The sequence below is a fragment of the Marinobacterium sp. BA1 genome (genome assembly GCF_041155135.1).
In the GTDB taxonomy this organism is placed as follows: Bacteria; Pseudomonadota; Gammaproteobacteria; order Pseudomonadales; family Balneatricaceae; genus Marinobacterium; species Marinobacterium iners.
This window is the reverse complement of sequence record NZ_BAAFHC010000001.1, coordinates 631551-658062: the sequence shown is the minus strand read 5'-3', so window position 1 is coordinate 658062 and position 26512 is coordinate 631551. Positions and strand designations below refer to the sequence as shown.

Annotated in this window: 24 protein-coding genes and 3 tRNA genes; 8 read left to right on the top strand and 19 right to left on the bottom strand. The window is 55.1% G+C overall.

Annotated elements, in window-relative coordinates; genetic code table 11:
* Positions 1 to 142: 142 nt before the first annotated feature.
* From ACAM29_RS03240 to ACAM29_RS03225, 4 genes are all read left to right on the top strand, one after another.
* The gene (locus ACAM29_RS03240; RefSeq protein WP_369623189.1) at positions 143 to 1330 is read left to right on the top strand and encodes a pyridoxal phosphate-dependent aminotransferase; all 1188 of its coding nucleotides are present in this window, start codon (positions 143 to 145) and stop codon (positions 1328 to 1330) included.
* Positions 1331 to 1389: 59 nt separating this feature from the next.
* The gene (locus tag ACAM29_RS03235; protein ID WP_369623188.1) at positions 1390 to 2583 is read left to right on the top strand and encodes a GGDEF domain-containing protein; all 1194 of its coding nucleotides are present in this window, start codon (positions 1390 to 1392) and stop codon (positions 2581 to 2583) included.
* A 71-nt stretch (positions 2584 to 2654) separates the two neighbouring features.
* The gene (locus ACAM29_RS03230) at positions 2655 to 3311 is read left to right on the top strand and encodes a TetR/AcrR family transcriptional regulator (RefSeq protein WP_369623187.1); all 657 of its coding nucleotides are present in this window, start codon (positions 2655 to 2657) and stop codon (positions 3309 to 3311) included.
* Positions 3298 to 4611, top strand: coding sequence for a TolC family outer membrane protein (locus ACAM29_RS03225; protein ID WP_354405956.1), 1314 nt, complete (start codon positions 3298 to 3300; stop codon positions 4609 to 4611). Before ACAM29_RS03230 ends, ACAM29_RS03225 begins: the two co-directional genes overlap by 14 nt.
* A 92-nt stretch (positions 4612 to 4703) precedes the next feature.
* Here the strand turns inward: ACAM29_RS03225 and ACAM29_RS03220 are convergent, their stop codons facing one another.
* The 6 genes from ACAM29_RS03220 to ACAM29_RS03195 form a co-directional block, all read right to left on the bottom strand.
* Positions 4704 to 5495 carry a hypothetical protein gene (locus ACAM29_RS03220; protein ID WP_369623186.1) on the bottom strand — a complete coding sequence of 264 codons (792 nt, stop codon included), beginning with the start codon at positions 5493 to 5495 and terminating at the stop codon, positions 4704 to 4706.
* 35 nt (positions 5496 to 5530) lie between these two features.
* The gene (locus ACAM29_RS03215) at positions 5531 to 6178 is read right to left on the bottom strand and encodes a hypothetical protein (RefSeq protein ID WP_091823596.1); all 648 of its coding nucleotides are present in this window, start codon (positions 6176 to 6178) and stop codon (positions 5531 to 5533) included.
* 24 nt (positions 6179 to 6202) lie between these two features.
* Positions 6203 to 6769, bottom strand: a complete 567-nt coding sequence (dcd, locus tag ACAM29_RS03210; RefSeq protein ID WP_091823599.1) for a dCTP deaminase — start codon at positions 6767 to 6769, stop codon at positions 6203 to 6205.
* A 113-nt stretch (positions 6770 to 6882) separates the two neighbouring features.
* The gene (gene apbC / locus ACAM29_RS03205) at positions 6883 to 7980 is read right to left on the bottom strand and encodes an iron-sulfur cluster carrier protein ApbC (protein WP_369623185.1); all 1098 of its coding nucleotides are present in this window, start codon (positions 7978 to 7980) and stop codon (positions 6883 to 6885) included.
* 53 nt (positions 7981 to 8033) lie between these two features.
* Complete coding sequence (locus ACAM29_RS03200) at positions 8034 to 9179, bottom strand: AMP-binding protein (RefSeq protein WP_369623184.1); 1146 nt, start codon at positions 9177 to 9179, stop codon at positions 8034 to 8036.
* The gene (locus ACAM29_RS03195; protein WP_369623183.1) at positions 9077 to 11512 is read right to left on the bottom strand and encodes an MFS transporter; all 2436 of its coding nucleotides are present in this window, start codon (positions 11510 to 11512) and stop codon (positions 9077 to 9079) included. The genes ACAM29_RS03200 and ACAM29_RS03195 overlap by 103 nt, the downstream gene beginning before the upstream one ends.
* A 126-nt stretch (positions 11513 to 11638) precedes the next feature.
* Between ACAM29_RS03195 and ACAM29_RS03190 the strand changes: the two genes are divergently transcribed.
* A complete protein-coding gene (locus ACAM29_RS03190; protein ID WP_369623182.1) occupies positions 11639 to 13270 on the top strand; it encodes a BCCT family transporter in 1632 nt (543 codons plus the stop codon).
* 16 nt (positions 13271 to 13286) lie between these two features.
* Here the strand turns inward: ACAM29_RS03190 and ACAM29_RS03185 are convergent, their stop codons facing one another.
* Complete coding sequence (locus tag ACAM29_RS03185) at positions 13287 to 14042, bottom strand: EAL domain-containing protein (protein WP_369623181.1); 756 nt, start codon at positions 14040 to 14042, stop codon at positions 13287 to 13289.
* A gap of 205 nt (positions 14043 to 14247) precedes the next feature.
* Between ACAM29_RS03185 and ACAM29_RS03180 the strand changes: the two genes are divergently transcribed.
* Positions 14248 to 14796: a peptidylprolyl isomerase gene (locus tag ACAM29_RS03180; RefSeq protein WP_369625115.1), complete on the top strand. Its 549-nt coding sequence runs from the start codon at positions 14248 to 14250 to the stop codon at positions 14794 to 14796.
* Between the two features lie 53 nt (positions 14797 to 14849).
* Here ACAM29_RS03180 and paaE read toward each other — a convergent pair whose 3' ends face one another.
* The 6 genes from paaE to ACAM29_RS03150 form a co-directional block, all read right to left on the bottom strand.
* Positions 14850 to 15947: a 1,2-phenylacetyl-CoA epoxidase subunit PaaE gene (paaE, locus tag ACAM29_RS03175; protein ID WP_091823614.1), complete on the bottom strand. Its 1098-nt coding sequence runs from the start codon at positions 15945 to 15947 to the stop codon at positions 14850 to 14852.
* 8 nt (positions 15948 to 15955) lie between these two features.
* Entirely contained in the window at positions 15956 to 16495 is a 540-nt protein-coding gene (gene paaD / locus ACAM29_RS03170) for a 1,2-phenylacetyl-CoA epoxidase subunit PaaD (RefSeq protein WP_369623180.1), read from the bottom strand.
* Positions 16496 to 16501: 6 nt separating this feature from the next.
* On the bottom strand, positions 16502 to 17266 hold the full coding sequence (gene paaC / locus ACAM29_RS03165) for a 1,2-phenylacetyl-CoA epoxidase subunit PaaC (RefSeq protein WP_091823620.1): 765 nt from the start codon (positions 17264 to 17266) through the stop codon (positions 16502 to 16504).
* A 19-nt stretch (positions 17267 to 17285) separates the two neighbouring features.
* Complete coding sequence (gene paaB / locus ACAM29_RS03160; protein WP_091823623.1) at positions 17286 to 17579, bottom strand: 1,2-phenylacetyl-CoA epoxidase subunit PaaB; 294 nt, start codon at positions 17577 to 17579, stop codon at positions 17286 to 17288.
* 13 nt (positions 17580 to 17592) lie between these two features.
* Positions 17593 to 18534 carry a 1,2-phenylacetyl-CoA epoxidase subunit PaaA gene (gene paaA / locus ACAM29_RS03155; protein ID WP_091823626.1) on the bottom strand — a complete coding sequence of 314 codons (942 nt, stop codon included), beginning with the start codon at positions 18532 to 18534 and terminating at the stop codon, positions 17593 to 17595.
* Positions 18535 to 18941: 407 nt separating this feature from the next.
* Positions 18942 to 19688 carry a metallophosphoesterase gene (locus ACAM29_RS03150; RefSeq protein ID WP_369623179.1) on the bottom strand — a complete coding sequence of 249 codons (747 nt, stop codon included), beginning with the start codon at positions 19686 to 19688 and terminating at the stop codon, positions 18942 to 18944.
* 186 nt (positions 19689 to 19874) lie between these two features.
* On the opposite strand from ACAM29_RS03150, the gene ACAM29_RS03145 reads away from it, so the two are divergent.
* Positions 19875 to 21740: a thiamine pyrophosphate-dependent enzyme gene (locus tag ACAM29_RS03145; RefSeq protein ID WP_369623178.1), complete on the top strand. Its 1866-nt coding sequence runs from the start codon at positions 19875 to 19877 to the stop codon at positions 21738 to 21740.
* Positions 21737 to 22333, top strand: coding sequence for an indolepyruvate oxidoreductase subunit beta (locus tag ACAM29_RS03140; RefSeq protein ID WP_369623177.1), 597 nt, complete (start codon positions 21737 to 21739; stop codon positions 22331 to 22333). Before ACAM29_RS03145 ends, ACAM29_RS03140 begins: the two co-directional genes overlap by 4 nt.
* 5 nt (positions 22334 to 22338) lie before the next feature.
* On the opposite strand, the gene ACAM29_RS03135 is transcribed toward ACAM29_RS03140, so the two are convergent.
* The 6 genes from ACAM29_RS03135 to ACAM29_RS03110 all read right to left on the bottom strand — a co-directional run bounded on the left by ACAM29_RS03135 (position 22339) and on the right by ACAM29_RS03110 (position 26387).
* A tRNA-Ala gene (locus tag ACAM29_RS03135) sits at positions 22339 to 22414 on the bottom strand.
* Positions 22415 to 22439: 25 nt separating this feature from the next.
* Positions 22440 to 22515, bottom strand: a tRNA-Glu gene (locus ACAM29_RS03130).
* Between the two features lie 16 nt (positions 22516 to 22531).
* Positions 22532 to 22607: transfer RNA gene (locus tag ACAM29_RS03125), tRNA-Ala, on the bottom strand.
* 88 nt (positions 22608 to 22695) lie between these two features.
* Positions 22696 to 24180, bottom strand: coding sequence for a glutamate--tRNA ligase (gene gltX / locus ACAM29_RS03120; protein WP_354405940.1), 1485 nt, complete (start codon positions 24178 to 24180; stop codon positions 22696 to 22698).
* 81 nt (positions 24181 to 24261) lie between these two features.
* Positions 24262 to 24633: a diacylglycerol kinase gene (locus ACAM29_RS03115; protein ID WP_354405938.1), complete on the bottom strand. Its 372-nt coding sequence runs from the start codon at positions 24631 to 24633 to the stop codon at positions 24262 to 24264.
* On the bottom strand, positions 24630 to 26387 hold the full coding sequence (locus ACAM29_RS03110) for a phosphoethanolamine transferase (RefSeq protein ID WP_369623176.1): 1758 nt from the start codon (positions 26385 to 26387) through the stop codon (positions 24630 to 24632). Before ACAM29_RS03110 ends, ACAM29_RS03115 begins: the two co-directional genes overlap by 4 nt.
* Between the last annotated feature and the right edge of the window lie 125 nt (positions 26388 to 26512).

Here is a 26512-nt window from a genome sequence, read left to right as displayed (position 1 = left end):
GCAACACACAGAAACCAGCCTGCAACGCCCGCCGATACGCATTTTTTCATAACGGGGCATTCAGACCCGGTGCGTTATGCTGTATGCTCTTTTGGCTATGCATTGATGGATTCCTTGCACCGATTACAGAGAGGACCAAGGCTTGGACGTGCAACTTTCCGACCGCGTTAACAGCATCAAACCTTCACCCACACTGGCCGTCACAAATCGTGCTGCCGAGCTGCGTGCTGAAGGCAAAGACATCATCGGCCTCGGCGCCGGCGAACCCGATTTTGACACCCCGGAACATATCAAGGCGGCGGCGACCAAAGCCATTCAGGACGGCTTTACCAAGTACACTGCCGTTGATGGTACCCCGGCGCTGAAGAAAGCGGTGATTGCCAAATTTGAGCGTGAGAACGGTTTCAGCTACGCCCCCAACCAGATTCTGGTTTCAAGCGGTGGCAAGCAGAGCTTTTTCAACATGGCGCTGGCTCTGTTGAACCCGGGCGATGAAGTCGTGATCCCTGCCCCATACTGGGTATCTTACCCGGATATGGTTCTTGTGGCCGAAGGCAAGCCGGTGATCATCACCACCACCCAGGAGCAGCGTTTCAAGATCACGCCGCAGCAACTGGATGATGCCATTACCGAGCGTACCCGTCTGGTCGTACTGAACAGCCCCTCCAACCCATCCGGCGTGGCCTACACACTGGAAGAGCTTAAGGCTCTGGGCGAAGTGTTGAACAAGTACCCGGAGGTACTGGTTGCCACTGATGACATGTACGAGCACATCCTGTTCACCGATCAGCCGTTCTGCAACATCCTGAACGCCTGCCCTGAGCTGTATGATCGCACCATCGTGCTGAACGGCGTTTCCAAGGCCTACTCCATGACCGGCTGGCGTATCGGTTACGCGGCAGGCCCGGCCAAGCTGATCGGCGCCATGAAGAAAATTCAGTCGCAGAGCACGTCCAACCCGAACTCAATCGCGCAGGTGGCCGCTCAGGCAGCACTGGACGGCCCGCAGGACTGTGTCGCCATGATGGTCGATGCGTTCAAGCAGCGTCATGACTTCGTGGTCAATGCACTGAACGAGATCGACGGTGTCGAGTGCATCCGGGCGGACGGTACTTTTTACGCCTTCCCGAGCTTCCACAAGGTGATCGACTCTCGCCCCGAGTTCAATGATGACATTGCATTGGCCGAATTCCTGTTGCAGGAAGCCGGTGTAGCACTGGTGCCTGGATCGGCCTTTGGCACACCCGGCAACATGCGACTTTCTTTCGCTACCAGCCTGAATGTGCTTGAGGATGCAATCGGCCGCATCAAGGCGGCACTGGAACGCTAAACACAAGCCCCGGCACAGTCCGGGGCTTTTTGTATCCCCTATCCTGATCGAACACTGCCATGAAAACCAGAATTCTGACTCGACTGCTCACCGACACATCCGCTCCAGCCCTGCTGCTGAAGGACTCCAAAGCCGAATGGAGCAACGAGGCCTTTGAACAGTTGCCGAAAAAGCAGCGCAAGAGCATTTTGGACTGGAGCAGTGACAGCAAAAATAACGACATTCTGATCAGTCAGGGCGTGATCTTTGAGCGCCTGAAAACGGATGAGCACTACCTGATATTGGCGTGCGGGCACCGTGCCGGACAACAGCAGCGAGCTTTGCTGCAGGAACTGATGCCTGCCCTGGCCTCAGGCAGCGATCCGTTCTTTATTCTGCCGCAACTGCTGGCATCCCTTCTTGACTGGCCCGAGGCGGCTGGCTGCAAGCTGCAGGGCACTGATAAGCTAGCTCTGATGGGACACTGGTCCGGACAACAGCTGTTGCCACCGCAAACATTGGAGCTAAAAAACAGCTCAGCCGCTCCGCTCTACCAACAAGGCCAGCCCGGCACCCTGATTCTGGAATGGGACCGAAACGAAGCCAGAGTGCGCGATCCCCTGCTTGGGGATCAGGGACTCTGGATTGCACAGCGCGTGGATTCCCGCAATGGCAACCCATTGGGACACCTGAGCCTGTGGGGGGCCGAGAAAACAGCCAGCCTGGCTGACAGTATCCATCTGATGCAACTCTGCGCCGATCTTATCAGCGCCTGGCAACCGGAACAGCTGGAGAGCAGTGAGCGCAGCCCTGCTCTCCAGCTGGACCCTTTAACACAACTGCCCGGACGCGACGCACTCGATCACACCCTTGCCGGCAGCGAACAGGAGCGGAAGCAGTCCGGCCGTGACTGTCTGCTGGCACTGATCGACATCGACAGCCTTTCGGCAATCAACAATCTGCACGGCCAGCACGAAGGAGACCGCGTCTTGTGCCAGTTTGCCGACCGTCTGCGCCACATCTGCCGTCCTGATGACCACTTGTTCCGTTTTGGCGGCGACGAGTTCGTCCTACTGCTTCCCGTCAAACACACGCCACCGCCTTTACAACAGCGCCTGGATCAGATCAACCGCGCCATGACACAGACATTGGGGTCAGCCTTTCATGCCAGTGCCGGCCTGGCTCTGCTGTCAGAAGTCAACGGCAGTGGTGATGAGCTGCTGCTGCTGGCGGACAGCCGCTTGAGAAAAGAAAAGAAACAGCGCGGGATTTGAGTGACAGATTATTGAACTGGCCAGTCTGTTAATGCACAATGACGCCTTTCTGGAATGATCGGTTCAATTAAATGGCACGAGGCAGACCCCCGGTACACAGCCGCGAAGCCTTGCTGGATCTTGGCAACCACCTTTTCCAGCGCCACGGCTATCACGGCACCAGCCTGAGCATGATTCTGGATGCCTGTGACGTTTCGCGTGGTTCCTTCTACAATTATTTCGGCGGCAAGGAATCATTCGCCATCGAAGTCATCGAACACTATCAGGCACTGGAAATGGACCTGTGGCGCGAAGAATTCAGCCGCATTCAGGGCTCCCACGCCGACAAGCTGCGAACCATGATGCTGCGCCTGATCGAAGACTTTTCTGATGAAAACGAGCGCATCGGCTGCCTGCTGGCCAACCTGTCCGGAGAGATGGCTCTGGCCTCACCGGATTTTCGGCACGCCATTCGCGATGCAATCCAGCGTGTTATCGATGCCATAAATGACGATATGCTGATCTGTCAGCAGGAAGGCAGTGTCCGCACCGACCTCTCTGCCAGTGCCCTGGCGCGCCTGATCTGGGACTACTGGCAAGGCGCACTGCTGCGGATGAAAGTTGAAGATAGCCGCCAGCCACTGTATGACGCAATTGATATGCTGTGGCAGCAGATTTTGCCCGCTCCGGAACCCAACGACCGGCCCGTACATCACACAAGGGAAGTATTGCACAGTGAAACGCATTAAACGGAAACTCATCCCGCTGCTGGCCCTTGCCAGCTTCAGCAGTGCACCTGCTGGTGCAGCGGCTCTTGCCGATCTGTACCGCATGGCACTGGATAACGACCCTCAGCTCAAGGCCGCAGAAGCTCGCTACCTGGCCGGGCAGGAAGCAGAGACTCAGGGGCTGGCGCAACTGCTGCCACAGATCAATGCCGGTGGCAGCTACACACACAGTAATGATGGCTATCGTGACCAGAGCGCAGATGATCGCGCCTGGCAGGTCTCTCTGGTACAGCCGGTATTCGACACTGCCAAGTGGTTCGGTTATCAGAAAAGCCAACTGATCACAGAACAGACATCGCTTCAATTCGATCTTGACCAGCAGCAGCTGATCCAACGCACGGTTGACGCTTACCTTGGCGTTCTGCGTGCCATGAGCACGCTGGAGACCGCTCAGGCCCAAGAACGCGCATTGCAGCGCCGACTGGAGCAGGTAAACGCGCAATTTGAGGTTGGCGTGATTGCCATCACCGATGTACAGGAAGCCCAGGCTTCCTTTGATAATGCTGTCGTACAGCGAATCGATGCTGAAGGCGCCCTGACCAACAGCTATGAAGCACTGGAGCGACTGGCGGGACAGCAATTTACCACGGTCGACCTGCTGCGCGAGGATTATCCGATTGAGCCGATTACACCGGCTGAGCCCGCGCCATGGCTCGAAAAGGCACGCAGCGGCAACTTGGCCCTCAAACTCAGCGAGCTTGGCATTGAAACCAGCCGCCGCGACAGTCAGATTGCACGTGCAGGCCATCATCCGCGCGTGAATCTCGAAGCCAACTATGGCTACAGTGAATCTGAATTCAATAGTCGCCCCTGGGAGGATAGCAGTTCGGTAGCCCTGACTCTGAGCGTACCGCTGTTCAGCGGAGGCGCCACAAGTTCTCAGGTACGCGAGGCGCAACAGAACCTGTATGCCGCCCAGTATGAGCGTGAGGACCGGTATCGCGAGGTCACGGAACAGACCCGTTCACTCTTGCGCAACCTGCAAACCAGCGTCCAGAGCGTGAAAGCCCGGATGCAAAGCATCAAATCACGCGAGACGGCCCTGCGTGCAACTGAAGAAGGCTTCAACGTGGGTACCCGCAACGTGGTGGATGTGTTGCAGGCCGAACAGGCGCTGTATCAAGCCCGACTGGACTACGCAACTGCACGATTCAATCATGTGTCCACCTTGTTCCGTTTCAAGCAACAGCTGGGCACGCTGAGCCCCGATGACCTGCTGTCACTGGATGAATGGCTGAAGTCATCGACCGCAGCTCAATAAATACCGACCTTGAATACGTAAAAAGCCGGCAGTTGCCGGCTTTTTACTATTATACTTTTGTGATACCGAGTCGCCGGCACATTGCAAGCCACTCAATGCAGCGTGGGCGCATCTTCATCCGATTCAGGCAAAATCAGCTGGCCAGCACTGTCCAGCGGCAAGGCACCCTGCTCCTGAGCCAGTTCCAGCAATTGCTGCAGCAGCATTTCAGTCAAGTGGGCACTGATGATCAGCCCGGCAGGCGGATCACCTTCAAACATGTCTTCATCTACCAATTCGTCGGCACGGAGTCCTAACAGAAGCGGGTTTTCCTGTATCAGCGGTGCCAGATCATCCGGCGCAAACACCACATAATCCGAAGATACCTGCAGCGCCAGCTGATAGGCATCATGAGGGGCTTCCCCCAACTGCTTGAGATAGGCTTTCTCGGCCGCATTAAACAGCACAGACAACTGGCTGTTCTGGCGCTGACTAAGATCAGGTGGAGCCACATCACTGTAGTCCACACTTTTAACTTCGGGAATGTTGTCCAGCTCCCACGCATCGACCAGAATACGGTCATCGCTGTCGATCTGGAGCCACTCACGATTGACTGCCACTGCCAGCAGCCCCTCAAGCGCCGCCGCACAGATATTGCTGGTCACTATTACGCCAATACTTGGGTTTTCAATCTCGGCAGGATCTTCCACCAGCTCACCGGCACGTGCTGACAGCAGTTTCGGATCTTCCGCAATCAACTCCGCCAGAGCTAACGGTGAAAGATTGAGCATCTGCTGACACACCCGGTGTGCCGTGATGTAAGGCTCACGCTGACCACTTTCCTGCATGGTGCGTACATAACGTTGCCGCACCCTGTCCATAAGATCTGCCAGCCGACGACTCATGCCGTGCCTCCGCCCATCTGCAGGATAAACCCTGCTTAGTGAATGGTAATACCCACAGGTTTAACGTCATCTTTCAGCTTGTCAAACTGCTCACGCAGCTGCAGCAAGGGTATCAGACCAAAATCGAGTGGCTCTGCCGGCAGTTCGCACCAGTCCAGCGCCCAGATCCGGGTCATCAGCTCATATTCGCCAATCAGAGCATCCATGAAAATCATCACCGCCTCAACCCGCGGATCCATCTCCAGTATTTTGGGAGAATCCTGCAGATAGATGGCCAGGTGCAGCTTGCCTTCGATCACGCGCAGTGAACACCAGAACTCTTCAATATCACAGTACTCTTCACCCAGGTTGACGCAGGACGGTACTGGATCATAGCGGTGATTGAAGGCACGAAAGTTGATGCCACTGAGCTCAGGCGCAGCACCCACCACACTGAGTACAGCATGGATCGACTCAGGATAGCCGTCACAACCAAAGATCATCTCGACCGGCCCTTCTTCATGCTCGCGCTCAAAGTGGAAGGTCAGATTACGGTCGATTTTCTGCAGCGAGACACGGTAGGTATCGAGCAGGTTGTCGGCATCAAACTGCATATCCTGCTGACTATCCAGCAGCTGATCGAGTGTTTGTTCAATCTGCTGCCAGAAAGCGCGGATCTGATTCAAATCAGGATTGGAATTCATGTACACCAATGATGTTAAAGCGTGTCAGGTTCGCGGAACAACAACACCCGTCTGTCCCTGGTATTTGCCACTGCGATCTTTATAGGAGGTCTCACAAACCTCATCTGCGCCGAGAAACAGCATCTGAGCTACGCCTTCATTGGCATAGATACGGGCCGGCAGTGGCGTCGTGTTGGAGAATTCGAGGGTTACATGTCCTTCCCATTCGGGCTCCAGCGGTGTCACGTTAACGATGATACCGCAGCGAGCATAGGTACTTTTACCCAGGCAGATCGTCAGTACGTCTCGCGGGATACGGAAGTACTCGACCGTACGTGCCAGTGCAAACGAGTTGGGAGGAATAATGCAAACGTCAGACTGCACATCAACAAAGCTGCCCTGATCGAAGTTCTTCGGATCCACGATGGAGGAGTTGATGTTGGTGAAGATCTTGAATTCGTCCGCACAGCGAACATCGTAACCATAGCTCGAGGTCCCGTAGGACACAATCGGCTGATCATTGGCACGTCGTACCTGACCGGCCTCGAACGGCTCAATCATGCGGTGTTTGTCCGCCATCTGGCGAATCCAGCGATCCGACTTTATACCCATAGCTGCCTGTTCACCTGAAAGTCTGTTGGCAAATCAACGCACCATTCTATACGTTTTGGGCAAAAAAAACCGCCCCGGTGTAACACTGGGGCGGAAAATTTCATCTCGCTGTACTAGTCACTATTGACCTGAATAGTGGGAATTGAGTTCCCCGCTGTAGTTAATTTTTTTGCCAGCCGCGCGCCCATGCTCCGAGCAATTTCTCGATAGCGCTGGGCATGGCTACTTTCGGGGTCGGCAACCACCGTCGGCTTGCCGGCATCGGTCTGCTCACGAATCGCAAGCGCCAGCGGCAACTGCCCCAGCAGCTCTGTCTCGTACTGTTGCGCGATGCGCGCGCCACCATCAGCACCAAACAGCGCTTCTTCATGGCCACACTGACTGCAGATATGCACACTCATATTCTCGACAATTCCAAGCACCGGAATATCCACCTTGCGGAACATCTCGATCCCTTTGCGGGCATCCAGCAGAGCAATATCCTGTGGCGTAGTGACAATGACCGCCGCGCTGACCGGTACCCGCTGCGCCAGCGTCAGCTGGATATCGCCGGTGCCGGGCGGCATGTCGATCAGCAGGTAGTCCAGATCCTGCCACAATGTCTGGTTCAGCAACTGCTGCATGGCGCCACTCACCATTGGTCCTCGCCAGACCATGGGTGTGTTTTCATCGACCAGATAGCTCATCGACATGGACTGAATGCCATGCCCCACGATCGGACGGAAGTATTTCTCTTCCGCGGTTTCGGGTCGCTGTCCTTCGGGAATTCCCAACATCATGCCCTGGCTGGGGCCATAAATATCCGCATCCAGAATACCCACCCGTGCGCCTTCCGCTGCGAGCGCCAGCGCCAGGTTTACGGTGGTAGTCGACTTGCCAACCCCACCCTTGCCGGAAGCAACGGCGATAATATTGCGAACTCCTTCAAGGCCAGGTAGCTTTTTAGGGCTGGGGTGTGCCTGAATCTGCTGGCAAACCTGGATCTCAACGGTATGCCCTACATACATCTCGCTAACCGTCTCATTCAAGCCATCATGCAGCCTCGAGTGCTGGCTGGCACAGGCAAATCCCAGCTCAACTACAACCCTGATGCGGCTGTCATCAATTTCTATCGGACCAACCCGGCCAATGTCCGCCAGGGCCAGCCCGGTATCGGGATCAATCCAAGCCTCAATGGCTGCACGTATCTGCTCGGCATTTGCTGCTGTCATGGAAACTCCTTGAACGATCTGAGCCTGATAATAACCCAGTACTATAGTCGGAATTATGCCTCAGATATGCCTTGCTGTTCCAGTGCAAGCTGCCGCAGCGCGGGAAGATCCATCTTGCCACTGCCCAGCAGCGGTATTTGATCAACGGTATACACCCTTGCAGGCCGACACAGCGGCGCAATTGAAGATTTCCGCAAGCGCGACTGAATCGACTCGGAATCAGCCCCCTCCACCAGCAATACAATTTGCTCGCCCTTACGCTCATCCGGTACAGCAACCGCCGCCAGCACCAGCTCCGGCTGATCCAGCTCTGACTGCACGGCTCGCTCTACGGAGCTGAGCGAGATCATCTCGCCCCCTATCTTGGCAAAGCGTGAATAGCGATCAATGATGGTAAGGAAGCCATCTTCATCCAGGTACCCCTTGTCACCAGTCTTGTACCAACGCAAACCATCCGCCTCAATGATCACCTCGGCAGTACGATCAGGTTCGTTGAGGTATCCCTTCATGATCTGACTGCCTCCCAGCAGGATCATTCCGCTATCACCAACTGGTAACGGCTTCAGCGAAACCGGGTCTACGACTCTGAACATGGAGCCAGGCAGTGCCATGCCCACGGTCCCTTCGCGCTGCCCCCGCTGCAGGTGCCACCACTGTGTATCGAGGTAATCCGGCAGGTTTACGCTGGCCACCGGCGTGGTTTCTGTACAGCCATATCCTTCCAGGACCGGAACGCGAAAGCGCGCCTCGAAGCCGGATTTTATCTGCGGCGAGAGCTTCTCGGCTCCTGCCACCACCAAACGCAACGAGCTGAACATCAGCGGATGCAGTTTCTGGTTGCGCACATAAATGCCAAGAAAGGTGCTGGTACCGCAGAGAATCGTGGCACAATAGCGCGCTGCCGCCTTGCCGATATTGACCGCATCAGTCGGATCCGGCTGGCACACCAGCGGGATTCCCTCCACCAGCGGCATCATGCAGGTAACGGTAAGACCAAAGGCATGGAACAGGGGCAGCGTTGCCAGTACACAGTCATCCTCCTGAACGTTCAACACAGCCGCGATCTGTTTAAGGTTTGCCATCATGTTACGGTGGCTCAGCATGACCCCTTTGGGAGCTCCCTCGCTGCCGGATGAAAACATGATCGCGGCGGTTTCATCCAGATCAGACGCCCCCCATAACGCCAGTGCAACGCCCATACCGGCATCAGCACTGCTTGCATCAGAGTCAGCAGCGACTCTGGCTTGCCGATCCCGGCTTTTACATCTTCCAGGATGATTACATTCATTCGCTCCAGCAGCTGCCTGAAACTCAGGCCTCGCTGCTCCAGCTTGCGCAGAAACTGTGACGAGGTCACCAATGTGCGTACACCGGCCCGCTCGGCACAACCCAGCAACACGTGCTCCGGTGATGTGTAGTTCAGGTTGACCAGCGTCTTGCCTGACATCAAAAGCGCCATATTGGCAATGGCACCACCGGCCGCCGTCGGCAACAACAGCCCAACATTTTGCTCTTCAATCTTTCTAAGCCGGCGACTGAACAGGATACAGGCCGTCAACAGCCTGCGATGGTTAAGCACAGGGCCGTTAAGATCGGTCAAAGCCCATTCAGAGGGTGCCGCCCTGGCTGTACGAATAAAGGCTCGCGGCAGCGTTTCTAGGCTGTCGGTGTACTCATTCCAGGCATGAATCGATAGCTGGGCAACCGTCTGCTTGACCGTTTCAGCACGGGTATCAAGCGGCAGCGGTTCACCAAATGCCACTATCACATCACGTTTGAGCCCACGGTTGTCAAATCCCTGCAGCCGCTCACTGGAGCGAGAAAAGCGACTGCCCCACAACCCCCGCAGATAAAAAGGTATGATCCGCGCATTCGGAACCGGACCATCCCCGCTTTCACGAGCGACCCGCTCAAAGCCACGTTTGAACTCGCCCAGCTGACCGCTGTAACTGATGGCGCCTTCCGGGAACAGACACACGACTCGGCCATCAGCCAGCAGCTTGCGTACCTGGCGCATGGCGCTGCGCGGGCCTCGCGCAGAGATGGGAATGACACGATACAAATCCAGGAACCAGCGCAGATACCAGCGCTCATAAATCGAGCGTTCCATCACAAAATGGATATGACGCGGGCAAGCCATCTGCAGCATGGCCCAGTCCAGCCAGCTGATATGGTTCCCAAGCAGAAGAGTCCCTTCTCCGCTCACCGGCAGGTGCTCGAACCCAAGCACCTTCAGGTTGTAGCGACGTCGAATCAGACTTGTCGCCATAAGACGTACAAGCGCTTGTGGCAGCAAGATCACCGCATAGATTGCACCACATACCGCCACCAGCGCCAGCAGCCAAAGCACCCAAGTTGAGGGTACCGATAACAGTGCACTTGTCACGGTCAGCAGCAGGAAACTGAGCATGGAAACGTTTTGAACAAAATTATTGCCAGCCAGTACGCGACCCAGACGCGACTCTTCAGCGTTAAACTGAATCATGGCGTTGAGCGGGATAATCATCATCGCACCGCTGGCCCCGATCAGCAGAAAGGCCAGCGCACAGAGGGCAATACTGTTCAGTTGTGGCAACAGCAGCAGCCCCAATGCCACACCACAGGCACCCAGGGGAATGAGTCCGGCATTGATGTAGTGTCGTGACAGGCGACCCGCGATGACAGAGCCAATCATGATGCCGACCCCTGCCAGCGCCATCGCTCCCTGAATAATGAATGTGTTGTTCTGGTCCAGGTGCTCTTTGGCATAGGCGGGAAATACAGCCAGCATCACCTGACTGATTGACCAAAACATGGCGAGGCCAAATATGGACAGGAGAATGGTGCGTACACTCGCCAGCTCGGCCAGGTTACGCCACAGACTGCGCCCACTGACGTAATCCCGCACGCTAAAACATTGTCGAGGATCGGTTTGGCTCAAGGCCGGCAGACGCAAGGTCAGCAGTAGCTGCAGGGCTGCTCCACCCACCAGAACCCAGCCAAGTGAGGCCACGTTTGGCAGAATTTGGTTTGGGCCATGCAGCGACTGCCCGGCCAGCATCCACTCGAACAACGCCGAAAACACCACTATGCCACTCAGTATCGCCACAATGGTAACAGCCTGAATCCAGCCGTTACCTTCGCTCAAACGCTCAACACCGAGCAGTTCCCGAATAAAACCGTATTTTGCTGGTGAATAAATCGCACTTTGCACAGCCAGAATAAAGGTCAGCGCAAAGGCGGGGATGAACAGGCCAGCATAGTAGCAGGCTGTAATAGCCAGCGTAATTAACAGTGCCGCCACTGCGGATAGCTGCATGACACGGTGTTTGGGGTACTTGTCGGAAACAAAACCTGCAGGGGTAAACAGCATAATAAAAGGCAGCAGGATCAAGCCGTTTACGATAGCCGTCAGCAGAATTTGCGTTTCACCATCATAACTTTTGAAAAGGGTGTTCTGGATGGTGACCTTGTGCCCCAGATCGATAAACGCATTGATAAACGCCACCAAAATGAACGCCGGAAACCCCCGTATCTTCAGTAATTCCGTCATTCCAACACCCTCTCCCACACCCTCAGCGAACCGACAACCCGTGACTCTATTTTCCCGGCACGGTTGTAATCAGTGCCTCAACCCTTACCATTTCAGGATCTTACCCGATAAAAGGAGGATAGTGCATTGTATAATCAGGCACAGGCAGGCCCGTTCAAGGGGATGAACGCGGGGATGAGCACCATCGCCATCCTGATGGTTCTGGCGACGGTGGTAGCCGGTGTTTTCTTCACCGATGAAAGTGCTGCCGCAATCGGTCAGCTGCGCAGCTGGCTCAACCCCTTTCTGGAATGGTATTACGTCCTGCTGGTTGCCTTTCTGCTGTTCTTCATGATCTGGCTCGGCACTGGACGCTATAAGAATGTGCGCCTGGGCAACGATGCTGAGGTACCCGAATTTACCTTTTTCTCCTGGGTCAGCATGCTGTTTGCAGCCGGAACCGGGGTCGGGATTCTTTTCTGGTCGGTGGCACAGCCGATTCTTCAGTTTCAAGACAACCCTTTTGTTGAGTTTGGCAGCGCCGATGCCGACGCAGCCATCATCGCCATGCGGCTCTCGTTTTTTCACTGGGGCATCAACGGCTGGGCCATCTTCTCCTTTGTCGGGCTCACCATGGCCTACTTTGCCTTTCGCCACGACCAGCCATTGACTGTACGCTCAGCCTTGCGCCCACTGCTGGGCAACCGAATTCATGGGGCCTTTGGTGATCTGATCGATCTGCTGGCGGTATTCGGCACTGTGTTTGGCATTGCCACAACACTGGGCCTTGGCGTTCAACAGATGAACGCCGGGCTTAATCGTGTATTTGGCATAGTCAATTCCACCGAACTGCAGTTGACCGTGATCGCAGGTATCATGATGATCGCCACCGTCTCGGTGGTATCCGGTGTTTCTCGTGGTGTGCGGCTGCTATCGGAAATGAACTTCTGGCTTAGCATTGCCGCCGTCTTCTTCATGCTGATTCTAGGCCCTACACAGTATCTGATCGGCGTCACCATTGAAGCCACCGGCGACTACATCCAGAATTTGTTGCCCCTGAGTTTCCACACCAACGCCACCCATGGTGGCCACTGGCAAGCAGAGTGGACTGTGTTCTTCTGGGGCTGGTGGCTGGCCTGGAGCCCGTTTGTTGGCATGTTTATCGCCCGAATTTCACGCGGTCGCACCTTCCGTGAGTTTGTCACCGGTGTACTGTTGGTTCCTACCGGCATCACTATTATCTGGATAGGCCTGTTTGGCGGCACCGCATTGTATCAGGAGCTGTTTCAAGGCGGCGGTGTCATTGAAGCCGTGTACAACGATATCTCTTCGGCCCTGTTTGTCATGATTGAGGGCATGTCATTGGGTATCATGACCCCGGTTGTATCCACTCTGCTGATTGTGTTGATCGGTACCTATCTGATCACCTCCGCCAATGCTGGTACACTGGTGATTACCACTATTCTGTCTGGCGGGGATACTGACCCGCCCTCTGGGCACCGTATTCTCTGGGGAGTTTTTCTGGCTCTGCTGACGGCAGTCCTGCTGTTGGCCGGCGGACTCGAAACCCTGCAGGCAGCTGTTATTACCGCTGCCTTGCCGTTTTCACTGGTGGTGGTGGCCATGGCGACCGGTTTGCTGCGTGCGCTGCGTAAAGAGCGCTATGCTGCTCGCACCGGTGAGCGCAAACTGGCTCCGGCAGAACCCTGGGCGGTAGCGGAAGATGTGATCGAAGAGCCCGCGACCAAACGCAGAGCACAGGATTCGGCCGGTCTATGACCGGCCCATTGCCTGATCAGTCGGGCAGTTTCTCGAAATCAACCTTGGGCAGACATTCAAAGCCCGGTTTGGCAAAGTAGTAGCCTTGCATCAAGGTCACGCCGTGTTGGAGGAAATACTCCATCTCGGCGGCGGTTTCGACCCCCTCGGCCAGAATACGAATATCGAGCTGGTTACAGATATCGATCAATCCACCCACGATGATCTGTTTAACCCGACTTCCGTCGATATCGCGCACCAGTTCCATATCCAACTTCAGCGTATGCGGAATGAAGCTGGCCATAAGATTGAGCCCGGCATGGCCAGCCCCAAAATCATCCAGTGCCGTGATAAACCCTTGCTGACGATAACACTCAAAGATCCGAGTCAGATGATTGGCATCGTGCACCCGCTCCGACTCGGTAATCTCAAACATGATCCGATCAATGGGGAAGCCATGCTCCCGTGCAGCCTGAAGGGTACTGCGAATACAGTGCGCAGGCTCATACACGGCATTGGGCAGAAAGTTGATGCTCAACACCTGCTTCATGCCAAGCCGGGCAGCCAGAGCTATCGCCTTTACCCGGCAAGCCTGATCGAAGGCATAGCGGTTTTCATCATTCACCTTTGACAGTACGGAGAAAGCACCCGCCCCATCCACGCCGCGCACCAGCGCTTCGTATCCATAGATTTCGCCACTGGACAGCTCCACTATGGGCTGGAAGGCAAAGGTAAAATCAAAATCCAGCGGCAGCTGACATCCGGCACAGCCGGGAAGTGTCTGCGGGGGCATGGTGTATCCTTGCATAAGGCACGACTCTGTGGGTTTACAGTATTCTAGATCAAAAAAAGTGTAGCGCCAGGGTGTCACTCTTGAAAGTTACTGTATCTCACGACTTTCAACCGAGTGCTCAGTGGTTATAATCGCAGCGATAACCAAGGAGGACACTATGCTCAAACCATTGCTGCTTGGCTTGGCACTTCTGCCAGCCACTTTTATGCCTGCCCACGCCGAAGACACGATGCCCCGAGTCTTACTGAACACCACACTGGGTCCGATCGAACTGGAGATTAACGCCGACAAGGCCCCCATTACTGCGAAAAACTTCCTGCAATACGTGGACAAGGGCCACTATGACGGCCTGATCTTTCATCGCGTAATCCCGGGCTTCATGATCCAGGGCGGCGGCTTCACAACCGAGATGGAGCAGGTTGAAACAGATGCACCGATCAAGAATGAATCAGACAACGGCTTGAGCAACCAACGTGGCACCATCGCCATGGCCCGCACACGGGATCTGGACAGTGCCACAGCCCAGTTCTTCATCAATACAGCTGATAACGTTCGGCTTGACGGTCGCAATGGACCATCCGGTTACACCGTGTTCGGTAAAGTGATCAGCGGCATGGACACGATCGATGAAATCAGTGCAGTTAAAACCGGCCGCCAGGGCATGCACGGGGATGTACCGCTGACACCCGTGGTGATCGAAAGCGCCGTGCGCATGGTCGAACCAATGCCCGATAACACATCGAGCGAAGAGTAGAAACGCAAACGCCCCGCATTGGGCGGGGCGTTCTGGTATAACCCGACGTGGTATCAGCGCTGATCGAAGTCCAGCACCACCTCGTCCGAGATCGGGTGTGCCTGGCAGCTGAGCACGTAACCGGCCTCGATTTCATGTTGCTCAAGGCCATGGGAGATATCCATCTCCACCTCACCCTTGGTCAGTTTACACTTGCAGGTGGAGCACACACCGGCCTTGCAGGAGTACGGCAGGTCCATACCCGCATCCATACCCGCATCCAGGATGTTCTGGCCCACGGTAGCCAGATCGAACATCACGGAGCGGCCATCGGCAACCACGGTCACCTTGCTCATCTTGTCTTCGCCGTACTGCGCTACGCGCGCCTGTGCCTTCTCCAGCATCTCCTTGGAGTCTGCAGATGAAGTGGCGAAGAGTTCGTAGTGAATCTGGCTGTCACTCAAACCTTCCATACGGAAGCCACGAGAGACTTCGGTCATCATCGCCTCAGGACCACAAATGAACGCTTCATCGGTGCTCTTGATATCGATCAGGCCGCTCTTCTGCAGTGCATAGCCTTTCTTGTTGTCGATACGACCGTTGAGCAGATCCGCGCCCTGATCTTCATAGTCCATGATATTGATCCACTGGAAGCGATCCATATAACGGTTCTTGATGAAGTTCAACTCGTCCTTGAACATCACGGTGTTGCTGCGCTGGTTACCGTAGATCAGCGTGACCTTGCTGTTGGCTTCGGTTGAAAGCACGGACTTCATGATCGAAATCATCGGCGTAATGCCGGAGCCCGCCGCGATGCACATGTAGTTCTTGGCGTTATCCGGGTTCAGCTCGGTGTAGAAGCTGCCCTGAGGCGGCATGACTTCAACCTCAACGCCCGGCTTGAAGTGGTCGTTGGCGTAGTTGGAGAAACGACCATCCTGTACACGCTTAATGCCGACACGCATGTGGCCATCGTTCACGCCGGAGCAGATGGAGTAGGAACGACGCACATCTTCGCCATCAATCATGGCGCGCAGGGTCAGGAACTGGCCCTGGATAAACTTGAACTTCTGTTTCAGTTCTTCAGGTACTTCGAAGGTCACGCAGATCGCCGAGTCCGTTTCCGGCTGGACTTCGGCCACTTTCAGCGTGTAGAAATTGGTGTCAGACATCGCTTCACCTATATCTTCTTAAAATAGTCAAAAGGCTCGTTGCAATCATTGCACTGGAACAGCGCCTTGCAGGCGGTGGAGCCAAACTCGCTTATCCGACGGGTATTGCGCGAGCCGCAGTGCGGGCACTTGGCATGGGCATCCGGGGTCAGGCCATCCGCATCAATATCGGCATCTTCCGGCGGTGCTACGCCGTAGTTGCGCAGCTTGCGGCGTCCTTCCGGTGACATCCACTCCGAACTCCAGGCCGGCGACAGAGTCATTTTGACTTCAACATCGTCATAGCCGTGTCGGTTGAGCTGAGCCACCACGTCAGCGGTGATAGTGTTCATCGCCGGACAGCCGGAGTAAGTCGGAGTGATGGTGACCATAATACGGTCACCATCACGCTCCACGTCACGCAGAATCCCCAGATCCCAGATGCTCAGTACCGGGACTTCGGGATCCTTCACTTCATCGAGCAAATTCCAGAGTTCCTTTACGTCCGGGGCGTTGCGCTGTTGCAAACGGCGATACTGCTCTTCCGGCATCAGTGAGATTTCATTCATGGCGCGTTACCACTGGCATCCGGGGTGAGAGCGATGCACGATCTGCATCTCGGTCAACATGTGACCCAGATTCTCGGTGTGGTAGCCGGTACGACCACCACGTACGGCCCAGCTGTCTTCCGGTACGGTCAGAGTCGCTTCGGTCAGAATATCGCTGACCATCTTGTGCCACTCATCGCGCAACTTGGATACGTCGACACCGATACCGTTGTCAGCCAGCAGTTGCTCGGTTTCATCCATGTCGAACATCTCGTGGGTGTAACCCCAGAGTGCATCCACGGCCTTTTGAGTACGCTTGTGGCTCTCTTCAGTACCATCACCCAAGCGCAGTACCCAATCGCGGCTGCGACGCAGGTGATACTTGGTTTCCTTGATCGCCTTGGAGGCGATTGCGGCCAGCGTTTTGTCCTTGGACTGCTCCAGATGCGGCAGCATGATGGTGTAGTACACATCCGCGAACAGCTGACGAACCTGAGAGTAGGCGAAATCACCCTTGGGCATTTCCATCAACAACAGGTTGCGGTATTCACGATCGCTGCGCATGTAGGCGAAGTCATCTTCGGTGCGACCATCGTTGGCCAGCTCGGCTGCATAGGTATAGAACATGCGAGCACGACCGATGTAGTCCAGTGCCACATTGCCGTAGGCGATGTCTTCTTCGAGGAACGGACCGTAGCTCACCCACTCGGAGATACGGTGGCCCAGAACCACGGAGTCATCACCCAGACGGGTGGCATATTCAAGCGTTGCCGCCTTGATTGCGTCACTCATTACTCTATCTCCTCACCAATTACATGTTGTTGACGGGATCGGGCAGCACGTAATAAGTCGCGTGACGGTAGGGCTTGTCATCGTTCGGATCGTAGAAGCAATCCGCATCATCTTCCTGAGAGGCGCAGATGTCGCTGGACTTTACGACCCACAGGCTGACGCCTTCGCTGCGACGGGTGTAGCAGTCGCGGGCGTACTCCAGTGCCTGTTCAGGATCTTCAGCGTGCAGACTGCCGACATGTTTGTGGTCCAGACCACGCTTGGAGCGTACGAAAACCTCAAACAGTTCCAGTTTTTCTGTTGGCTTTGTCATTTCCAATTACCTCTTAAGCTGCACGCTGTGCTTTTTTGGCGCGTTTCTTTTCGTTGTATGCAGTAATGGCGTCACGAACCCATTCGCCTTCATCGTGAGCGGCAACATGGTGCTCGATACGCTGACGGTTGCAGTGACCGTTACCGTTGATCACACTCCAGAACTCGTCCCAGTTCAGATCGCTGCTGTCGTAGTGGCCACGCGCTTCGTTCCACTTGATGTTGGCGTCCGGATGGTCAAGACCCAGCACTTCAATCTGCTTGACGGTCTGGTCAACAAATTTTTGGCGCAGATCGTCATTGGTCTCGCGCTTGATCTTCCACTCCATGGACTTCTGGGAGTGGGCAGATTCGGTGTCGTGCGGACCAAACATCATCAGGGCCGGCCAGTAAAAGCGATTCAGGGCGTCCTGAGCCATCGCCTTCTGTTCCGGAGAACCCTTGGCCAGAGCCAGCATGGCTTCATAGCCCTGACGCTGGTGGAAACTCTCTTCCTTACAGATACGGATCATGCCGCGTGAGTACGGACCGTAAGAGGTACGCTGCAGGGATACCTGGTTCACGATGGCAGCACCATCAACCAGCCAACCTATCGCCGCTACATCAGCCCAGGTCAGGGTCGGGTAGTTGAAAATCGAGGAATACTTGGCTTTACCGGTCTGTAGCTGCTCGATCATTTCGGAACGAGAAATACCCAGGGTTTCGGCTGCGCTGTAGAGATAAAGGCCGTGTCCCGCTTCGTCCTGTACCTTGGACAGCAATACCGCCTTGCGGCGCAGAGAAGGTGCACGGGTGATCCAGTTGCCTTCCGGCTGCATGCCGATCACTTCAGAGTGAGCGTGCTGAGAGATCTGACGGATCAGGTTCTTGCGGTATTCCGCAGGCATCCAGTCCTTGGGCTCGATCTTCTCTTCCGCTTCGATCTTACGCATGAAATTCTTTTCTTCGGGCGTCATCGTTCTGCTCTCCGATCTTGGTTCATTCTGTCGCACTGTGTAACTTATTTTTCTAAGCCAGAGTGTTTTTTGTATCGCTCTAGCCACTTACAGCCTGTTTAGCTGTACCGCTTCAGGCACAGATACAACAGGATACGCTCACCAACATGCGATGGATTAAATGTACTACCAAATTTACTTAAATGATACATAAAAACAAAACTTTTTTTGAATTAGTGTATCACTTGAAGCAATGATACTGCGGGTGCAGTCATACGGATCAGTCTAGTCAATAAATACGACAAGTGAGGGCGTAGCTCCGAGTCAATGCTGAAATTGATTCACGTCAGTTAAGGTATCGCCGAACAGATACTGCAGATGTGCCGAAAACGACTTGAGTTCAAGAGTGACACCGCACCGATTGCGGTTCAGTGAGCCGAAATCACAAACAATTCGCTGAGTTCGATCGCAGTAATACGCGGGGTATGAGTACGGCTTTCAGGCTTCAGCGGCTGTTCAAACAACGCAGCCCCCGTATCAATATATATGCCGTTGCCACGTCGCTCGACCCTTGGCACAACCACATGGCCATGTACCGTCAGGTCGATCCCCTCCACATGGTGGACAAATTCAGGCTGCTTAATGGGGCGTTCCCACAACAAGGCTTCCTGCAACGCAGGCTCAAACGGTAGCCTCAGGGCGAGGTCTTCCCATTCATCCAGCGGGAAGGTGCTGTGTGAGATGCCGATTCTGCGCCCATCACCCACCTCAAGCTCAATTACCCAGGGCATTTGCTCTGCCAACATCTCAGCATGCTGGCGCAGCTTCGCATGGCGAGCAAAGTAGTGTTCCGGACCGGTGCCCAACCAGGCTCTGCCGCCGTAACGCAGCCATGTTTCCACATCCACAGCCTCAGGCTGTTTCAGCCAGTTGAACAGTATTTGCTCGTGATTTCCGCGCACCGCATAAAACCAGGGTTCTTGAGTCAACAGCAGGCAACGTTCTGAATCCGGCCCTCGATTGATCAAGTCCCCCACTGAAAACAGCCGATCCCGGGCAGGGTCAAAACAGACCGCCTCCAGCTCAGCCATTAAGGGTCCGTACCAGCCGTGAATATCACCCACCACAAAATCGCGCCCACGCTGATTAGCTGCCACATGCTGGATTACATTCATAACATTCCCGCTCCCTGATGATCGACATCAACGCTCTTCGCCGCGCTGCTATTGGCTAATGTGCCACATTCACGCTTTATTGATCCAGATCCGTATACGCCCGTGGCTGCAGCTCTACACTCGAAACATGATTCATTTTCGAACAAGACCTTTAATAAAAAATATCATCTTGTCATGGAGCGCCCAATGACCGCCGCCGAACAGGTACGTAACCCACAGGCCATATTCATTTCCGGCAACGAAGCGGTAGCGATGGCTGCACGCGATGCCGATTGCCGTGTGGCAGCAGCCTACCCCGGGACACCATCCACCGAAATACTGGAATATCTGTCAGCCTATCCAACGGTCTACTCAGAGTGGTCGATCAACGAAAAGGTGTCACTTGAGGTCGCGATTGGCGCTTCGCTGGCCGGAAGCCGGGCCCTTTGCGCCATGAAGCACGTCGGACTCAACGTGGCATCCGATGCTTTGATGACTCAAACACTGATTGGCGCGGTTGGCGGACTGGTCATTGCAGTGGCGGATGATGTGGGCCTTTCCTCGTCACAGAATGAGCAGGACTCTCGCTACTGGGGTCGGTTCGCCCATATTCCGGTTCTGGAGCCTTGTGACGCGCAGGAAGCCTACAGCATGACCCGTTTTGCCTTCAGCCTGTCGGAACAGTTTTCAGTACCCGTGCTGCTGCGCCTAACCACCCGTATCTGTCACGTCAAGGGACTGGTCCGAACCAATGCACCCGACAAAGCGGTTGCACGGCTCTTCAATAAGGACAGCAGCCGCTACGTAATGGTGCCGGGCAACGCACGCAACCGCATACCGTTGATGATGCAACGCGATAAAGAGTTGGCGCAGTTTTCAGAAGACTGTGAACTGAACCGGTTCGAGCCAGGCCGGGATCGGCGGATTGGCTTTGTCACCTCAGGAGCCGCCTATTGCCATGTGCGCGAAGCATTTCCGGAAGCACCCGTTCTGAAGCTTGGGCTGAGCCACCCTGCCCCCATTGAAACAATCAGAGCCTTTGCTCAGGGGGTTGACCAGCTTATTGTGGCAGAAGAGGTCGAACCCCTGCTCGAAACCGAGTTGAAAGCGGCCGGCATCCAGCTCAGCGGCAAGGATATCCTGCCCCGGATCGGAGAACTGACGCCTTCCGTCCTAAAGCCCGCATTGGCCCCGCTCACCGGCGACACCTGTACCACAACCCCTGCAACTCAAAACGACCTGTTTCCGCGCCCGCCAACCCTGTGCGTCGCCTGCCCTCACATGGGCATCTACTACTGCCTCGCACACGTTAAAAACACCATTATCTCCGGCGACATCGGTTGCTACACGCTGGGGGCCGGCCAGCCATGGAATGCACTGGATACCTGCATCAGCATGGGGGCTTCGCTAAGCGTTGCCCAGGGGATCGACAAGGGACGCAGTGAAGCGGATCAAAACAAGAATGTCATTGCGGTCATCGGCGACTCCACATTCCTGCATATGGGCATGCAGGGACTGCTGGACATCACCTACAACCGCGGCAACGTCACCATTCTGCTGCTGGACAACCGGGCGGTAGGCATGACCGGCGGACAGAACGCACCCTCTTCGGGCCTTGATCTTCACGGCGAGCAAACCGTGCAGGTTGACTTCAGAAAGCTGTGCGAGGCCCTGGGGGTCAAACCCGAGCGGATCCATGAGGTCAATCCATACGAACTGCCCACACTGTTCAAGGCGTTGCGTGAAGAGGTGAAGCAAACCGGGCCATCGGTCATCATCACCAATCAGCCCTGCGTCCTTACCGAGCGATACAGCCAACAGCCGGCACTGACGGTAGATACCGACAAATGTACCGGCTGCAGCAACTGTCTTGACGTGGGCTGCCCGGCCATTCTGGTTGAACGGCGTGAAACGGTGATCAAACCCAACGGTCGTGAAAAACAACTGGCATTCGTGAAAATCGACAGCGCAGCCTGTACCGGCTGCAATCTCTGCATCAACACCTGCGGCCCGGATGCCATCATTCCGCTGAGCCGCGACAGCCGAATCAATGCCGTGGAGGTAAGTGCATGAGCCACGTAACCAATATACTGGTGGCCGGGATTGGCGGACAAGGCGTCATGACCGCAGCGGACATTATTGCTCAGGCTGCCATTCGCGCCGGCCATGATGTGAAAAAGACAGAGGTAGCAGGCATGGCACAGCGCGGTGGTGTTGTAACCTCCCACGTCCGCTTTGGTGAGCACGTATACTCCCCTTCCATAACACCCGGACACGCCGACTTGCTACTGGCGTTCGAGCCAGCTGAGGCACTGCGCTGGGCGGGACATCTGCGCACAGGTGCAGCTGCATTGGTCAACACCTTTGCACAAACTCCACCGGTTGTATCTTTAGGGTTGTTTGAATATCCGGATGCACCACTGGAACAGCTGGCCCGGTATCCGATCAGCGTCAGCAGCTTGAATGCCGGGGATATGGCCATTGGCATGGGGGATCGTCGATTGGTAAACAGCCTGATGCTCGGTGCCGCAGCCAGACATCTGCCTTTCGATAGTGGCTTGCTGAAACAGGCTTTGCTGGACCGTTTTGCCAACAAGGGTGGAAAAATACTGACTCTTAATGAGCAGGCTTTTGATGCCGGTTACAGAGAACCTGGAAAGATATAAGAGGATGGTGGAGCCTAGCGGGATCGAACCGCTGACCTCAACACTGCCAGTGTTGCGCTCTCCCAGCTGAGCTAAGGCCCCACAATCAGGCGAATGCCTGTAAAAATGGCGTCCCATAGGGGGTTCGAACCCCTGTTACCGCCGTGAAAGGGCGGTGTCCTAGGCCACTAGACGAATGGGACGCAGTGTATGACGATTTGGTGGAGCCTAGCGGGATCGAACCGCTGACCTCAACACTGCCAGTGTTGCGCTCTCCCAGCTGAGCTAAGGCCCCTCGTCAAAGGACGGGGCGTATAGTAATGGCCCCACCCTGTGCTGTCAAACGTTTTCTTGCAGGAAATTTGACAATTTGCACAACTGAATCAGTCAGTTAGCGCCTTGTATTCCTTTTCGAGACGCTTGGTTTCCTTCTTGGACGGCGTACCCACTACTTCAAGTGCATGGCGCAGACGGGCGCGGCTCATATCCGGTCCCAAAATGGACATGGCATCCACCACTGAAACACTTTGTGCCGTACCGGATATGGCTACGAACAGCGGGAACAGGAAATCACGAATCTTGATATCCATACCATCAGCCAGTTTTTTCAGCTCGGCGAACAGGCTGTCACGGTCCCACTGGCCCTGCTGATCCATATGCCAAACACTGAACTGCAGGATGCGACGCACCTCATCAAGCTCGACTTTCTTGTGCTCAAAATCCGCCTCGGTGATCGACAACATTCCGCTGAGGAAAAAACCAGCCAGCGGTGCGATGTCGGTAAATTTCTCGACGCGTGGCTGAATCAGCGGAATGATCTGCGCCAGATACTCGGGGTTCAACGCCCACTTCTGTACCTGTGCCGCAAACTGCTCTGGGCTCAGCTCTTCACGAATCCAAAGGCCATTGAGCCAACTCAGCTTTTCCTGATCAAATACGGGCCCACCCAAAGACACACGTTGAATATCGAAGTTGGCAAACATCTCGTCACGATTAAACTTCTCGCGTTCATCCGGCATCGACCAGCCCATGCGACCAAGATAGTTCAGCAGCGCTTCCGGCAGATACCCCATGCGCTGATAGTACAGAATACTGGTCGGGTTCTTGCGTTTGGAGAGTTTGGATTTGTCCGGGTTGCGCAGCAGCGGCATGTGGCACAACTGCGGCATCTCCCAGCCAAAGTACTGGTACAGCAGCTTATGTTTGGGCGCTGAGTTGATCCACTCTTCGCCACGAATCACATGTGTGATCTGCATTAAATGGTCATCGACCACGTTGGCCAGATGGTAGGTCGGCATGCCATCGGACTTGAGCAGGATCTGAGCATCAACCTGCCCCCAGTCCAGCTCGATCGGGCCGCGCAGCATGTCGTCAATCACGCAGACACCCTCTTCGGGTACCTTCATGCGGACCACGTAGGGCATTCCCGCCGCCATGCGACGCTCAACCTCATCCTGAGGCAACTCAAGATCACTCTGCTTCAGGGCCGTATGCTTGCCATCGGCACGACGGGTTTCACGCAGCTCATCCAGCTCTTCGGCGGTACGGAAACAGAGGAACGCCGTGCCCTCTTCCACCAAACGCATGGCAAAGTCCTTGTACATATCCTTGCGTTCGCTCTGGCGATAAGGACCATGTGGACCGCCCACATCAGGGCCTTCGTCCCACTCCAGCCCCAGCCAGCGCAACGAGTCAAGGATCGCCTGTTCAGACTCGGCCGTACTGCGGGTTTGGTCGGTATCTTCAATACGCAGAATGAACTGACCGCCATGCTGACGGGCAAAAGCGAGGTTAAACAGTGCAATATAGGCGGTGCCTACGTGGGGATCGCCAGTAGGTGACGGTGCTACACGGGTACGAACAGTCATGATGGTGACTCGATCCTGTAATGGGGTGAGTTAAACGCGGCATTATAACGCGCAAGGCAGGCAGGCTGCCATGCAGGAACGTCAGCTGAAATTGTCCCAGGCGATACCGCCCCAGATCAAAGCCGTAATAAACAGCGCCAGCAACACCGCTGCCGATCCAAGATCCTTGGCCAGGCCAGCCAGAGCATGGAACTCGGTGCCGGCACGGTCCACCACCGCTTCTATGGCAGTATTGATCAGCTCCATGATCAGCACAAACAGCAGTGAGCTGATCAAAAGCCCCAACTGCAAGCCGGATTGAGCCAGCCAGAATGCCAATGGCAACAGTAACGTTGCCGCCCACAGCTCATACCGAAATGCTGGCTCACTGCGATAGGCAGCTCGCAGTCCCTTGATTGAATAGCGGGTGGCGTAATAAAACCTCGCCAGCCCCGTGGTTTTGGTTACGATCATTCGCTTGTTTTCCCTGCATTAATTCGACGGTCGAACATCTGACGGTACTGCTCATCCATCTGGCGGTAGGGAATCACACTCTCCCCATCGGCCAAGCGTACATTACTGCGTTCAAAATCCACTTCCCAGATACGACGATCCGGGAATACCAGCGCAGCCCGCGGGTCATTATGCAGAGTTTTCATAAACGCCGTGACAATTCGCATCCGATCTTCAGGAATATCCCCCAACAGGCTCAAGCCATCAATAGGTGTCACCGGTTCCACTTGCATCAGTTCCAGCAGAGTAGCGAAAATGTCTGCCTGTGACAGCGGAGCATCCACCTTGCCAATAACCGTTTCATAATGTGATGCAGGCGGGAAAACCAGAAAACTGTTGTGTGTCACCTCATCCTGAAAATCGCCATGAAATGCGCCACCCTTTCCGGTCACATGCTCCCCATGATCGGACGAGTAAAAGATCCAGCTGTTCGGATTCTCGGCTCTTACTGACTGAAAAAGTTCATTTAGAACAAGATCGGTGTACCACACCGTGTTGTCATAGGCGTTGATGCTGTTGGGGTTTTCTTCCGGCAAGAACTGCTTCATATCGGCCGGTACCTGGCGAGAAAACGGTGTGTGACTGCCGCTCATCTGAACCACCAGCATGAAGGGACGCTCATCTTCTGACTGGCGCTCCAGCCAGGGTTTGATACCTTTTTCCAGCACCACCCGATCGTCAGCACCAATCGACACACTGACGTCAGCGCTGAAATGACTGCCCTGCTCAAAGTGATCCATATCCTGATCAACAAAAAGTTTATCTGTATTACGCCACTGGAAATCCTGCGCCGTGATCAGTGCAGTGACATAGCCCGCACTTTTCGCATAATTGAACAGCGTCGGTACGGAGTAGATCACTCCATGAGGGTCAACTCCTTGCAATCCGGTCAACATGTAGGGAACCGAGGTCAGCGTGCGTGGACCAATACTCACTGCATTGCGCATGGCAACCAGCTTTTGCTCCTGCCGCAGCCGGCTAAGATTCGGTGTTGTCGCACGCTCGTAGCCATAAACCCCCATATGATTCACGTTCAGTGACTCGCCGATCACAAATACCAGCGATGGCGCTCCTTCAGGCACCTGCTCACGGTAGTTCAACACAGGTTTTGGCGGGTAGTTATCCCGGTTGTATTTGAACTCGACTGCACTGATCAAATTGCCGGCATAGGCTACAGGCGAAAGCTGGAAATGAGGTGCGCCATACCAGTTGAGCGTCACCAGTAAAAATAGTGCAACACCCAGCCCTCCCTTACTCCAGCGCAGCCAGCGACGAGGGGAAGCCGGCTGGCGCATAATCAGATACAACACCATACAGGCGAGCCCTGCCGCCAGAACAGGACGCAGGAAGGTACCGTGTTCCAGCCACAACTCAACGGTCATAAGGGGATCAGTGGCAAAAAAACGGAAATCAAATACCGTTACAAACTTGCGGTATACGCCGAAGTAGGCACTTTGGGCGAAATAGGCAATGGCCACGCCAGCCAACAAGGCGACTGCAGTGCGGCGGTGCAGGTTCCAATAGCCGCGGATATTGAACAACAGCGCCCAAAGCACAAAAGCACTGATGCCAAAATTGACCCAGAAGCGCTTGCCCTGATAGTTCTCCAGCGTCCATGCCAAATCTCGCACCAACAGAAGATCGAGCAGCAAAAGAAAAATGATCGCTACCGGCAAACCCAGCAGGGGCCTGGATAAGGCTTTAAATACAGACAAGGTCTAATACCACACATTTGAGCTCAAAGGTGCATTTTATTACACTGCGCCCCGTTCAGTCTGCTGCCAATACCAAATTTGGCGAACACAACTCTGCAGACCCTCTCATTCAACAGGGTACAGCC

Coding starts and splice junctions, on each gene's coding strand:
- ACAM29_RS03235 (WP_369623188.1), top strand. CDS start 1,390: ATGAAAACCAGAATTCTGACTCGACTGCTCACCGACACATCCGCTCCA.
- ACAM29_RS03230 (WP_369623187.1), top strand. CDS start 2,655: ATGGCACGAGGCAGACCCCCGGTACACAGCCGCGAAGCCTTGCTGGAT.
- ACAM29_RS03220 (WP_369623186.1), bottom strand. CDS start 5,495: ATGAGTCGTCGGCTGGCAGATCTTATGGACAGGGTGCGGCAACGTTAT.
- ACAM29_RS03215 (WP_091823596.1), bottom strand. CDS start 6,178: ATGAATTCCAATCCTGATTTGAATCAGATCCGCGCTTTCTGGCAGCAG.
- dcd (WP_091823599.1), bottom strand. CDS start 6,769: ATGGGTATAAAGTCGGATCGCTGGATTCGCCAGATGGCGGACAAACAC.
- apbC (WP_369623185.1), bottom strand. CDS start 7,980: ATGACAGCAGCAAATGCCGAGCAGATACGTGCAGCCATTGAGGCTTGG.
- ACAM29_RS03200 (WP_369623184.1), bottom strand. CDS start 9,179: ATGGGCGTTGCACTGGCGTTATGGGGGGCGTCTGATCTGGATGAAACC.
- ACAM29_RS03195 (WP_369623183.1), bottom strand. CDS start 11,512: ATGACGGAATTACTGAAGATACGGGGGTTTCCGGCGTTCATTTTGGTG.
- ACAM29_RS03185 (WP_369623181.1), bottom strand. CDS start 14,042: ATGCCCCCGCAGACACTTCCCGGCTGTGCCGGATGTCAGCTGCCGCTG.
- ACAM29_RS03180 (WP_369625115.1), top strand. CDS start 14,248: ATGCCTGCCCACGCCGAAGACACGATGCCCCGAGTCTTACTGAACACC.
- paaE (WP_091823614.1), bottom strand. CDS start 15,947: ATGTCTGACACCAATTTCTACACGCTGAAAGTGGCCGAAGTCCAGCCG.
- paaD (WP_369623180.1), bottom strand. CDS start 16,495: ATGAATGAAATCTCACTGATGCCGGAAGAGCAGTATCGCCGTTTGCAA.
- paaC (WP_091823620.1), bottom strand. CDS start 17,266: ATGAGTGACGCAATCAAGGCGGCAACGCTTGAATATGCCACCCGTCTG.
- paaB (WP_091823623.1), bottom strand. CDS start 17,579: ATGACAAAGCCAACAGAAAAACTGGAACTGTTTGAGGTTTTCGTACGC.
- paaA (WP_091823626.1), bottom strand. CDS start 18,534: ATGACGCCCGAAGAAAAGAATTTCATGCGTAAGATCGAAGCGGAAGAG.
- ACAM29_RS03150 (WP_369623179.1), bottom strand. CDS start 19,688: ATGAATGTAATCCAGCATGTGGCAGCTAATCAGCGTGGGCGCGATTTT.
- ACAM29_RS03145 (WP_369623178.1), top strand. CDS start 19,875: ATGACCGCCGCCGAACAGGTACGTAACCCACAGGCCATATTCATTTCC.
- ACAM29_RS03140 (WP_369623177.1), top strand. CDS start 21,737: ATGAGCCACGTAACCAATATACTGGTGGCCGGGATTGGCGGACAAGGC.
- gltX (WP_354405940.1), bottom strand. CDS start 24,180: ATGACTGTTCGTACCCGTGTAGCACCGTCACCTACTGGCGATCCCCAC.
- ACAM29_RS03115 (WP_354405938.1), bottom strand. CDS start 24,633: ATGATCGTAACCAAAACCACGGGGCTGGCGAGGTTTTATTACGCCACC.